Origin of the sequence: Leuconostoc lactis, from assembly GCF_007954625.1 — a bacterium.
Lineage (GTDB): Bacteria > Bacillota > Bacilli > Lactobacillales > Lactobacillaceae > Leuconostoc > Leuconostoc lactis_A.
Window position 1 is genome coordinate 574,265 of the sequence record NZ_CP042420.1, and the last position, 11,686, is coordinate 585,950.

At 43.0% G+C, this 11,686-nt stretch carries 11 protein-coding genes; 9 read left to right on the plus strand and 2 right to left on the minus strand.

Going from position 1 to position 11,686, the window contains the following annotated elements; translation table 11 throughout:
- Positions 1–9: 9 nt before the first annotated feature.
- From FGL80_RS02990 to FGL80_RS03010, 5 genes are all read left to right on the plus strand, one after another.
- The gene (locus tag FGL80_RS02990) at positions 10–999 is read left to right on the plus strand and encodes a YeiH family protein (protein WP_009999979.1); all 990 of its coding nucleotides are present in this window, start codon (positions 10–12) and stop codon (positions 997–999) included.
- Positions 1,000–1,285: 286 nt separating this feature from the next.
- The gene (locus tag FGL80_RS02995) at positions 1,286–2,596 is read left to right on the plus strand and encodes a GHKL domain-containing protein (RefSeq protein ID WP_147001795.1); all 1,311 of its coding nucleotides are present in this window, start codon (positions 1,286–1,288) and stop codon (positions 2,594–2,596) included.
- Positions 2,593–3,318, plus strand: a complete 726-nt coding sequence (locus tag FGL80_RS03000) for a response regulator transcription factor (RefSeq protein WP_147001796.1) — start codon at positions 2,593–2,595, stop codon at positions 3,316–3,318. Before FGL80_RS02995 ends, FGL80_RS03000 begins: the two co-directional genes overlap by 4 nt.
- A 101-nt stretch (positions 3,319–3,419) precedes the next feature.
- Positions 3,420–5,276: an FAD/NAD(P)-binding protein gene (locus tag FGL80_RS03005; RefSeq protein WP_055308520.1), complete on the plus strand. Its 1,857-nt coding sequence runs from the start codon at positions 3,420–3,422 to the stop codon at positions 5,274–5,276.
- 98 nt (positions 5,277–5,374) lie between these two features.
- The gene (locus FGL80_RS03010; RefSeq protein WP_147001797.1) at positions 5,375–6,193 is read left to right on the plus strand and encodes an HAD-IIB family hydrolase; all 819 of its coding nucleotides are present in this window, start codon (positions 5,375–5,377) and stop codon (positions 6,191–6,193) included.
- Here the strand turns inward: FGL80_RS03010 and FGL80_RS03015 are convergent.
- Entirely contained in the window at positions 6,190–7,098 is a 909-nt protein-coding gene (locus tag FGL80_RS03015; RefSeq protein ID WP_147001980.1) for an alpha/beta hydrolase, read from the minus strand. The genes FGL80_RS03010 and FGL80_RS03015 overlap by 4 nt on opposite strands.
- A gap of 127 nt (positions 7,099–7,225) precedes the next feature.
- Complete coding sequence (locus FGL80_RS03020) at positions 7,226–7,741, minus strand: DoxX family membrane protein (RefSeq protein WP_055308517.1); 516 nt, start codon at positions 7,739–7,741, stop codon at positions 7,226–7,228.
- Between the two features lie 277 nt (positions 7,742–8,018).
- Between FGL80_RS03020 and FGL80_RS03025 the strand changes: the two genes are divergently transcribed.
- The 4 genes from FGL80_RS03025 (at position 8,019) to FGL80_RS03040 (ending at position 11,673) form a co-directional block, all read left to right on the plus strand.
- Positions 8,019–9,080 (plus strand): BMP family lipoprotein, encoded by a 1,062-nt coding sequence (locus tag FGL80_RS03025; protein WP_010006252.1) that lies wholly within the window; start codon positions 8,019–8,021, stop codon positions 9,078–9,080.
- 483 nt (positions 9,081–9,563) lie between these two features.
- A complete protein-coding gene (locus tag FGL80_RS03030; RefSeq protein ID WP_055308516.1) occupies positions 9,564–9,953 on the plus strand; it encodes a GntR family transcriptional regulator in 390 nt (129 codons plus the stop codon).
- Positions 9,950–10,855, plus strand: a complete 906-nt coding sequence (locus tag FGL80_RS03035; RefSeq protein WP_055308515.1) for an ATP-binding cassette domain-containing protein — start codon at positions 9,950–9,952, stop codon at positions 10,853–10,855. Before FGL80_RS03030 ends, FGL80_RS03035 begins: the two co-directional genes overlap by 4 nt.
- Entirely contained in the window at positions 10,852–11,673 is an 822-nt protein-coding gene (locus FGL80_RS03040; RefSeq protein ID WP_055308514.1) for a hypothetical protein, read from the plus strand. Before FGL80_RS03035 ends, FGL80_RS03040 begins: the two co-directional genes overlap by 4 nt.
- Positions 11,674–11,686 lie beyond the last annotated feature (13 nt).

Consider the following 11,686-nt stretch of genomic DNA (forward strand, 5'->3'; position numbering starts at 1 on the left):
AGAGAATGTATGGCAATTAAAAGGAATATGATTTTAGGGATCGTGGCCACATTTATTGTGTCAGTTATTGCAAAATATTTAGCTGTCTGGTTACCTTTTCTAGGGGGCGAGGCGATTGCGATGCTGATTGGTATTGTCCTCGGTAATACCATCTTGCGTCACGAAAAATTTGCCCCTGGTATGAAGTGGGCGGAAAAGTATCCAATTGAAATCGGCATTGCGTTGATGGGGCTAACGGTTACGTTGAGAACTATTGAAAATCTTGGTTTAAACGGGATTGCGTTCATCTTAATTCAAATGGCCTTAACAATTGTTGTTGTCCTTTGGATGGGTGGTCGCTTGTTCAAAGTGTCTGATAAGTCAGCGATGTTAATGGGCGCTGGAAACGCCGTCTGTGGTTCAAGTGCGATTGCTTCTGTCGCCCCAGCTATTGGGGCCAATGATGACCAACGCCGGACTGCCGTGGCCACGGTTAGTTTGACTGGTGTTGTGTTATTGCTTTTGTTACCAGTTATTGGACCGGATTTGGTTGGTAATAACAATCTCTTGTTGGGTGCCTTAGTCGGTGGTACTTTGCAGTCAGTTGGTCAAGTAGTCGGAACAGCCACTTTGATTAACCAATCAGTTGTCACATACGCCACATTGTTCAAGATGCTACGTGTCATTCTGTTAACTGTTGTGGTAGTGATCTTTGCCAAAATGGCACAACGCAGTGATAAGAGCATCGAAGCAGCGGCTAAAGGCGTTTCTGTCCCTTGGTTTGTCATCGCGTTCTTGGCATTCTTGCTCTTGGCTAGTTTTGTGAAGTTACCGGACGTTGTGACGCACTCAGCCCATGAAACGGCTAGTTTCTTCGGTGTTGTTAACTTGGCCGGTATTGGTCTGAACCTTAAGTTTGAAACCATTAAAAATTCTGGTGGTAAGTTCTTGTCTTATGGCTTACTCACCGGTGTCATGCAGGTTATCTTAGCTGTGGCCTTGATTAAGGTACTATTTTAATTAAGTTGTCGTGTTTAGAGCGTACACATCAAAAATACGCGACCGATTGTGGTCGCGTATTTTTTTTGATCAACTATTTATGATTATTGACAGTCATTAGGCAACAATAAGGATTGATTTGCGTTAGTACCCGTTTTGTTTTATTATTATAGTTGTTATAAAATGATGAAGATGACATCAACGTGAGAAAAATGATATTTTGCCAGAAGTTGGCGAAGACAGAGTTTAAGCGTGATAAGTCACCACTGATCATGACGCGTATCAAGGTGACGCACGGAGGAGTGCCATGCTAACAATTTTGTCATATATTAATTTGCTGATGCAGCCGTTGACATCGACCATTGCGGCAGTTGTTTGGTTTGGTCTATTATTGGGGCAACCTCAGATAGCACGTCGGACGATATGGCAACTTTTAGGCTGGTTATTCATCGTGACAGCGATAAGTCGTTGGTTGGTGCCAACAGCTTATCAGATAAGTGTGACGTCAACGCTACTCATTGTGAGTTTAGTTTATGTTGGTCGACGAACACAGCGGGCGACACCGCTTGGTGTGTTGTTACTTGACGCCATTGTGAGCTCGTTACTGGCTGCTTGGGTGTACAATGTCGCATTGGCCATATTATCATTCTTGGCGGTTCCCTTAGCCATTCAGTTACTGGGCTATTTAATTGCTGGGGTTGTGACGATTGTGGTCGCGATTTTACCGTATTTGTATCGTTTTAAATGGTTAACCACTAGCTTTTTTCAACGTCATCCCCGGCAACTCGGCGTTTTTTTAATGATTGGGCTTGGCATGCGTGGTTTAAACGATTATTTAGCTTATTTGTGGCATGATACAGCCTACCAAGGATCAGTGATGTGGGAAATATTATCGCTGGTTGGGGTGCTGATGCTTATCTTGCTGCCCACATTGCGACATCAATATGACCTATTAACGTGCAAATTACAGCAACGTGATCGCATGTTAGTTGCCACACAGCAGTATACGAATCAGCTGGAAAAGCAATATTTGGCGTATCGCACATTTCGACATGATTATAAAAATATCTTAGCGAGTTTGGCTTATGGTATCCAAAATGGCAATATGGCAGACGTGCAATACGCTTATGAATCCGTGATTGAAACGAGCCAGCAGGCCTTACCGGAGACGCCAATACTAGCGCTGCATTTAATTGCTGACGTTAATTTACGCAGTATGCTATTAGTTAAATATCAACAGGCATTACGGCAAAGTGTACAGTTTGCAGTTGATATTCAGCAAGTTTTTCAACCGGTCGCCCTTAAAATGGATGTTGATTTTTATCGTGTTTTTGGTATTTTACTCGACAATGCGATTGAAGCAGCCATTGAAACACCAGAAAAGTTGGTGACGATTGTTTTTGTTGGTTCAGAACAAGTGGCGATCATCAATAGCTGTTTACACCGATTAGACACGGCCACGTCTAAACAGGTTGGCTATTCATCAAAGCATGGCCATGCGGGAGTTGGTTTGTATTTTGTACATCAATTTTTGATGCAACGGCAAGATATTGAACTGGTGACGGTGACCGAAAGCCGTCGTGTCAGGCAAGAGTTAACGTTTGGGGGCGCAATTTGACCCATTATTATGTCTTAGAAGACCAACCACCACAACAAAAGCGGTTACAGCAAATTATTGGGACGTGTCAGTTATTTGATCAACCAGCACCGTTATTAGCCGCGTTACAAGCAGACCGACAGCCAAAAGTCATTTTGATTGATTTAGCGCTGCATCATGTCGTACATGCTGGACTCAATGTCGCCCAGGCCATTCGTAGCTTTGATAGTTTATCGCCGATTATTATTGTTAGTACGCATACTGAATTACTAGCTATGAGTTATCAATATCAAATCGGGGCGCTAGATTTTGTCGATAAGTCATTGTGTGAAGCGAAATTTAAGCAACGCATTCGCTCAGCTATCCGTGTTGCCAATCACCATTTGGCGCTACAAACGCAACAAACACCCGAAATTGTGACTTTGCCAAGTAGCCATCAGCGGGAAATTATTGATGTGAATGACATGATTTATATTGCCAGTAATGTGATGGCCAGTCATCGGGCGACGATTTATTGTGAGCAACGTCAAATTGACTTACGCGCGACCATGAAAACGTTGGCTGATTTGAGTGACAAGTTAATTCAAATCCATGCGGCTTATGTGATTAATCGTGATAAAATTTGTTATTTAGATCGGCATAATCATACCGTGATATTAGATACTTGTGTGGCATTACCTTATTCAAAGCGGCATTTTAAACAGCTACAAACGTTGTTAAAGTCGTCTATTGACAAAATGTAAGTTAAGTTTTTGAAAACAAGGTTAAAACCGACTATAATGGAAACTAGTTTACAAAATAATGGATAAGACGTTTTTATTAACGCTTTGGAGAATATAGATACATGCAAGTTGCAATTATTGGTGCTGGACCTCGTGGTCTGGCTGTCGCAGAGCGGCTTATCAATCTCGCTGAGGATGATACTAAGCTCGATATTCAAATTTTTGATCCCTATGCAATTGGTGGCCGTGTCTGGGATCCATTCATATCACAAAATCAGCAGTTTTTAATGAACACTGTGATTGATCAAATTACTTTATTTAACGATGACTCCATCGAAAATGGTGGTAAGCCATTACCAGGGCCAAACCTACGACAATGGCTTGCAGGACAAGCGGCAACGTTTTTAGCAGCTCATCCCGAATTTGACTCATTTTACCAGCAAGAAGTTGCCCGATTAAAGCAACCAGGTGACTTTGCTTCGCGGGGCATGATGGGCGTTTATGCAGCTTGGTTCTTTGAATGGTTAACGCAACGTGTGCGTCAAAACCAAACGCTGACATTTACGCAACAAGCCGTCACCCAGGTGACACCGATTGGTCAGAAATTCCAATTGACGTTAGCTGATGGCATGCAAATTTTATCAGATCAAGTGGTGATGGCGTTAGGGCATTCGGATGATTATTTGTCAGAAGAAGAGGCTGGCTTTAAAACATTTGCTGCGGAAAATCAACTTAAGTATGTTGCGCCAATGCACCCAGCGGAAGCGGATTTGTCAGCATTTGATGAAAACGATACCATTATTGTTCGCGGTCTCGGCTTGAGCTTTTTTGATTATTTATCCGCCTTAACCGTGGGTAAAGGGGGGCAATTTGTCCGAAATGCTGCCGGTGAACTAGACTATATCCCTTCGGGTCATGAGCCGCATGTTATTGCGGGTTCGCGTGGTGGTTTCCCACTACACGCACGTGGTGTCAACGAAAAGGATACGAGTGAATTATACGTGCCAAAGTTTTTCACGTTACCCGCTTTAGACGCTTTGCGGGCAGCGGGTGGCGGCCATTTACAGTATGACGATTTTGAAAAATTAGTGGTAAAAGAGCTCACTTACAAATACATTTTAAATCAACTGGCGATTATGCCTAATCGTTTGCCTTATGATCAAGCTGAAGCCTTACGACAAGCCTTGTTAACCAGTGATGATTTAACGGCGACAGCAAAAGCATTTGGCCTAGATGACATCCCAGTATTTGATATTGACTTAATTCGTAATCCGGCTCGTGATTTAGATGCTGCAGTTGACTATGCAACGTGGTTTAAAACGTATTTACGGGCAGACATTGCCGATGCCAAGCTAGGTAATAAGCACGCGCCTTTTGCCGGAACCTTTGATATTATGCGTGATATACGTGATCGGATTCGATATGTGATTGAACATGAGTATTTTGACGCAGACGAGTATGAAAAATTTTTGCGTCAATTTAAACCGTTCGATGTGTCAGTATCAGTTGGCCCACCGCTTGAACGGATTGAACAATTACTGGCTTTGATAGAAGCAGGGATTTTTGAAGTAACAGCACCACAAATTCATGTTGACACTGAGGGGCAACAATTTGTTGCCCGCGACGTACGCCAGCAAGAATTCCGTGGGAATGCTTTAATTGAAGCACGCTTAGGGGCAACAGATATTGCTATCTCAAGAAACCCTGTCATTGAAAACTTGCGTCAACAAGGCCTGCTCGTGCAACCAACTCGAACACGCGCAGACGGGTCAACTTATCAGATAGGCGCTGCGACATTTGATCGCCAAACTTTTGAAGTCATTGACCAAAATGGTAATAAAGTGCCACATTTGTATATTTATGGCATTACGCTTGAAGGTCTTAAGTGGTTTGGAACGGTGATTCCACGTCCTGGCGTCAACACGGTCATTTTACGTGAGGCTGCTTGGATTGCCCAACGGATTCTAGCGTATGCGTAAGTGCTCAGTCACATTTGTCATGGTATAAATGTGGTAAACTAAAAATAGACATAGACGACTGCTAGAGAGCGAAAAAATAGAAGCGGAATACACGACTCATGGCAAATATTCAGCTGATTGCAACAGATTTAGACGGGACATTCTTAGCGGATGATAAGACGTTTGATCATGCGTTATTTCGGACTGTCCTCACTCAACTTAAAGCCCAGCATATTGCCTTTGCGATTGCTACCGGTGTCCATCAGACACGCATTAATCGCATCATGGCCGGTTTTTTAAATGACGGCATTAATTTTGTATCCAACAATGGTGCGCGGGTTGTGACCGGTGATGGGCAGGTGTTATATGAACGAGCGATTCCGCGCGCAACGTTAGCGCAAATTGCGGCCTTAATTACCAACTTTGAACCAAAACCAGACCAAGGGGTAGTTTATTCAACAGATGATACGGCCTATATCCCACGTGAATTTGCGACGACTGTGATGGATAAGCACCTAAAATATTTTCAACATATTGTCATTTTTGACAATGTTGCCGATATTGCGGAGCCAATCTTTAAAGTCACTATGAATTGGCGTGACTTTGATGAATTACAGTTTTATACCGCGGCTAAGCAAACATTGGGGCATGCTGTCCATGTGACCGAAACCGGTACAGGGGCAATTGATATTGTGCCTGCTGGTGTGAATAAGGCAGTGGGGTTGCAAGTATTAGCGGATCACTTAGGGATTGAGATGGCCCATGTTGCTGCGTTTGGTGACGGTGGTAATGATGTTGAGATGTTAACGCATGTGGGTTATCCCTTCATCATGCCAAAAACGACTTTAGTGGGGGACTTTTTACCGGTTGTGGCTGATAATAACCATGACGGTGTCTCGCGCACAATTTTACAATTATTAGCAAAAAACGACGCCTAGTATGGGGCGTCGTTTTTTGGTGTTTCTGTGATAAAGGCGTATTTTTGTTGATAGATGGCATCGGTATCATAATCGGCTGGGCCATGGACACCGTCTGGCACCCACAATGTTTTGGCTGGGCGCAACGTGGCGGTTTGGTAACGTTGCGCGAGATCGACACTCTGTAAATAAGGGACGACGGGATCTTTAGTGCCGGCAATTAAGAAAAGTGGTGGCATTTTTGGTGTCAAATAGGTAGCGGGATTGGCCTGTTTAACACGATCTGGTACAGTTTCTGGTGCGTGGTGATCTAACATAATGCCTTCAAAGGCATCAGCTGTACCGGTCTCTGGGAACTGAGGCGTAATACCGAGCTGTTGGAACTGTTGCGTCATTTGGTCGACTTGATAAGGGCCATATAGACCAATGACGCGCTTGATTTCCGGTAAGGTCGCAATATCTGCTGGTGATAGGGGACCTAGTGGCACACCGGCTGAAAAACTGGCAGCAGCAAGCACGGCTAATTGGGCGCCGCTGGATTCACCAATGAGCGTGAGGTGCGTCATATTCAATTGATAATCCGTTGCATGTTGGGCCAAGAAATGAATGGCAGCACTAATGTCGGCAATTTGTGCGGGGAACTGATTATGGGTGGCGGTGTTGAGGCGATAATCCATGCTAACCACCGCAAAACCAGCTGCTAAAAAGCGTAAACTGGGGTTGAGTTTAAAAGAGGATTTTTGTCCGCGGAGTAAGCCACCACCGTATAAATCAAGAATGACTGGGAAAGATTGCTGACCAGCAGGTAAGTAGATGTCTAAATATTGTCGCGAATCGGGGCCATAAGCCACGTCGCGAATAACGGTATGCGCTGACTCGGGCACTGTTGCGGGGATGAAATGGTAAGGTTTATCTTTGAATTGCATCATACACCTCTAGCGTTTAGTTGTTACGCTCATTATACAGAATGCGTCTATTGCACGACAAGATAAACGCATTGTTGAGGATAATAAAAAAAGACCCAATTGGGTCTTTTTTAAATTGGTTAAAGCGCTAATTGACTTTAATATCATTATTGAGGAAAGGAAACTTTGAACGGAGGAATGGTGTTACCCAGCGATCCAAGCCAATCTTACCCGCATTGTAACCAGAAACCAAGAGCAAGCTGCCGATGAAAATATAAGTTGGGTTGACTGAAACAACACCAGCACCAAGATATGAGAAGTTCATAACAAGTGCAAAGAAGCTAGCAGCGATTGTCAATGTCCCGAAAATAAGACCAAGACCCACTAATAGTTCACCCCAAGCAACCAAAAATGAAAAGAATGCTGTGTTGTGACCGTTATTAGTGAATGTTGACAAGAACCAGTCATACCAAGGAAAGGCCTTTGCACCACTTGGATCTGTTACTGGGTGCTTAATGGCACTCATAATCAAGCCTGATGCATCGAAAGGCTTAGGGCCAGTAAGCTTTTCAAACCCATCTTTTGCCCAACCAAAACCAAGGTAGATACGTAGTATCGTTAATCCCCACATAGCCACTTTTGAGTGACGTAACCAATAAATCATAATTCTTCTCTCCCTTATTGTGTCACGAGTATTCGTGATGTTTATTACAATAAGTAAGTATATACGCTTGTTTGTGAAAAGTAAAACAAGTAAATCGCATTGTTAAAAATAGTATTAACCAGATAGAAAAAATTTAAAAAATAAACTGAGGCAAGTTTATTGGTTGCGTTGATAAAAAATTACTGGTATGATAGTTGACGGTGTATTTAAGCCGAGTTTGGCAAAACACAAATAATTTCTATATATACAGAGAGATATATAGTCGGAGGAAAATTAAATGAAGCGTTCAACATTGATTGGTGGCCTAGTCGCCGCTGTTGCAGTTATTGGTATTGGCACATCTGTTGCCATGAATTCAGGGGCAAAGAAGAAAGATGTTTATTCTGTTGCCTTAGTGACAAGTACTGGCGGTGTCGACGATAAGTCGTTTAACCAATCAGCCTGGACTGGTATCAAGCGTTATGGTGAAAAGAACGGCTTAAAGCAAGGGGCAAACGGTTATACTTATTTTGTCTCAAATGATAATTCTGAAATCAAGTCAAACTTGCAACAAGCCGTGAAAGCGAACTATAAGTTGGTTGTCGGGATTTCATTCATGGGTGGTCCTGCGATGAATCAAGTGGCTAAGGCTAACCCGAAGACTAACTTTGCGATGGTTGAAGCCAAAGTACCAACTAAGAATGCCGTTTCAATTATGTTCCATTCAGAACAATCATCTTATCTTGCAGGTGTTGCCGCAGCGACTGTGTCAAAGACGGGTAAGATTGGTTTCGTTGGTGGTGTGAAGGGTGAAGTTGTTGAACAATTCGAAGCTGGCTTTAAAGCTGGTGTGTTAGCAACAAATCCAAAGGCAACATTCGTGTCACAATATGCCAATACCTTTACTGATGCAGCTAAGGGTAAGACAATTGCCGCAGCCATGTATGCCAGTGGTGTTGATGTGATTTTCCAAGCTGCCGGGGCAACTGGTAACGGGGTCTTTGCTGAGGCGAAGGCTATCAATGAAAACACCACGGCAGACAATAAAGTCTGGGTCATCGGTGTTGACATGGATCAAAAGCAAGATGGTAACTATACAACTAAGGATGGCAAAAAGGCTAACTTCACGTTGGCATCTGCCATTAAGCGGGTTGACAACGCCATCGAATTGGTCGCCGAAGACGGTAAAAAGGGGAAGTTCCCTGGTGGCCAAACTGTAACGTATGGCTTGAAGCAAAAGGGTGTTGATATTGCCCGTGATTCAATGCCAGAAAATGCTTGGGCAGCAACGCAAGCAGCTAAACAAGAAATTTTAGATGGTAAAATTACCGTCCCAACAAAGTTAAGTGAAGTTAAATAAAAAATGAAACGTCGCAAACTAGTCTGACTAGTTTGCGACGTTTTTTAGTCATAACGTGCCTGGTTGTGACATTTTAAAGCATTTAAGTCAGTTATTTTCAGCTATTTTAAACTAAATTTAATCTTAGGTCTTTATAATAAAGTTATTGATAAGCAACAAGAAACTTATTAATTAAGAACGAAACCCTGTAAATACTGGTGGATTTTCATTTTATTCTCTCTCCTAAAAAATCTCTTCTCTTCTCACTCTTAAAGATATAAAATCCCCCGTATTGTAAGCAGATACGGGGTTTCGTTTGTTAAAAAAGCACCGCAACATGACTGTTGCGGTGCTTTTTTGCGTTATTGATGATGCCACAGAGGGGATTGCCACGTGTTGACACGACCAACTGTACTATGTACAATAGTACACGTGGTACAGTTGGTTGGGTATGGCATGACAAAAATGCGTTTATCGTAAGTCAGATAAAAAGAGGTGACATGAATGGGACAAATTCAGAGGCATCAGCCATTGTACGAACAGCTGATGTGGCGGATTAAATCACAAATCGCATCTGGCGCGTTGCGTCAGGGCGATAAGCTACCATCTGTTAGAGAAATGGCCCTAATTGAGGGACTCAATCCTAACACAGTGGCAAAAGCTTATAAGGCCCTAGAACAGCAACAAGTGATTGAAACGATTGCTGGTAAGGGGGCATTTGTTTTGGGACATGAAGCAACGGCCACAGATGAGCGTTTGCTGGCAAGTATTCAACAGCGATTGGATGAAGTCATCATTGAGGCCAAGCGGGCTGCGATTCCGCGGGCGCAGTTGCAGCGCTGGATTGATTTGGGTTACGGTGTACAAGGGGAAGAACACGAGGAGGAAGCATGACGTTAGTGGTTGAAAACATCTCGAAGAAAATTCAAAAACAAGATGTTTTAAAAAATGTGAGCTTTGAGTTACATCAGGGCGAAATTGTGGGATTAGTTGGGCGAAATGGTTCTGGGAAAACCACGTTGTTTGATACGATTTCAGGTGAATTATTGCCAGACTTTGGGCGAATTGGCTTAGATGGCTTGGATTATATGAAAACAATTGATTTGCATGATCAATTGTTTTACGTGGATATGCCTGAAAATTGGTTGAGTTATTATTCCCCTAAAAAAGTGAAAGCCATTTTGAAAGTGGCGTATCGTCACTTTGATGAAGCTTGGTATGATGCCGAAATTAAACGTTTTGGCCTTAATAATAGTAAACGTATTCGGACTTATTCAAAGGGTATGCGGGCGTTATTTGTGATTATTGCGAGTTTTGCGAGTCGGGCGCGCTATGTTTTATTGGATGAGCCGTTAGATGGGCTTGATGTGTTGATTCGTGATCAAGTGAAACAACTCATTGTCGATCAAGTGACGGCGCATCAAACAACCGTATTGATTGCCTCCCATAATTTAGTGGATTTAGATACTCTAGTTGATCGTGTTTTGCTCCTCAAAAACCATACGATTGATCGGACTTTTGCCATTGAAGAAAATAAAAATATTAGAAAATATCAATTAGCTTTTGCTGGTGATGAACTGCCAAGCTTCTTACGGGAGAGTGGCACGATTATTGCGCAAACTGGGCATATTGTGACAATTGTTTTCAATGATTTCACGGAAGAAATCGGGATTAGATTAGCAGGACAAGATTTCAAATTTGTGGAAGAGCTACCAGTGGGGAGTGAAGATGTCTTTCGGGCGAGTTTTGCGGAAGAAGCCTATGCTTGGCAGCAAGAATTGGAGGTGGCAGAATGAAGCAAGCATTACAGCTATATGCACACATTAAAAAGGATCAAATGATGTTAGCATTCATCTTGGGTTTGGGACTCTTGGGACTGCAAGTCGGCTCATCTCTTTGGCAACATCAATTGTCGGCCATCGCTGAAAGTGGCATCTTACTCACCGGTGGCTGGCTAGTCGTGGGGTTCCTCTCATTATTGTTAGATCAATCACGCCGGTTGGATGTGTGGTTATATACGCAGCGTGTTTCACGTGGGCAATTGTTTATCTCGCGGGTACTCTTATTAGTTGTTTTGCCAATTGTCATCGGCTTTTTGGTGACTATTGGTATGTTGTTCGTGATACAACCGGTTAATATGACAGGCTTGATGACAACGAGTTTGGATTTTGCCTTTGGCTATTTCTTTTTTGCCAGTATTGCCGCCATTATCTATACCGTGATCGGCCCTAACTGGATGAAGGTTGTGGGTGTGGTATTTACGGTGGCCGTGATGGGGCAACCACTCAGTACCATTGCCTCTTATTGGCAAAATAATATGTTGTTGGACTTGACGATCATGTTTATGGCCGGTTTGGCGTTATTCAGTATTGGGTATATGTTGGCGAAAAAAATTAGTAGTGAAACTACCGAAGAAGCTGTTCGGATACGTTATTTGCGTTGGCCAATCGTTATTTTCGTTTTTGCAGCAACGGAATTGACGACATTGATGAGCCATGTTGGCGCCATTGATGCGCAGGTGGTCATCGGCACCATGATTATACCGGTCATTTTGGCAGGCATCACGTTTGCGTTTGTCTTTAAGCCAAGATTTAAAATGACTTGGGATCGCTAATTGGGTACAGTAT

Bases quoted from the DNA above. Each gene is read 5' to 3' on its own strand.
- FGL80_RS02990 (WP_009999979.1), top strand. From the start codon at position 10: ATGGCAATTAAAAGGAATATGATTTTAGGGATCGTGGCCACATTTATT.
- FGL80_RS02995 (WP_147001795.1), top strand. From the start codon at position 1,286: ATGCTAACAATTTTGTCATATATTAATTTGCTGATGCAGCCGTTGACA.
- FGL80_RS03005 (WP_055308520.1), top strand. From the start codon at position 3,420: ATGCAAGTTGCAATTATTGGTGCTGGACCTCGTGGTCTGGCTGTCGCA.
- FGL80_RS03010 (WP_147001797.1), top strand. From the start codon at position 5,375: ATGGCAAATATTCAGCTGATTGCAACAGATTTAGACGGGACATTCTTA.
- FGL80_RS03015 (WP_147001980.1), bottom strand. From the start codon at position 7,098: ATGCAATTCAAAGATAAACCTTACCATTTCATCCCCGCAACAGTGCCC.
- FGL80_RS03020 (WP_055308517.1), bottom strand. From the start codon at position 7,741: ATGATTTATTGGTTACGTCACTCAAAAGTGGCTATGTGGGGATTAACG.
- FGL80_RS03025 (WP_010006252.1), top strand. From the start codon at position 8,019: ATGAAGCGTTCAACATTGATTGGTGGCCTAGTCGCCGCTGTTGCAGTT.
- FGL80_RS03030 (WP_055308516.1), top strand. From the start codon at position 9,564: ATGGGACAAATTCAGAGGCATCAGCCATTGTACGAACAGCTGATGTGG.
- FGL80_RS03035 (WP_055308515.1), top strand. From the start codon at position 9,950: ATGACGTTAGTGGTTGAAAACATCTCGAAGAAAATTCAAAAACAAGAT.
- FGL80_RS03040 (WP_055308514.1), top strand. From the start codon at position 10,852: ATGAAGCAAGCATTACAGCTATATGCACACATTAAAAAGGATCAAATG.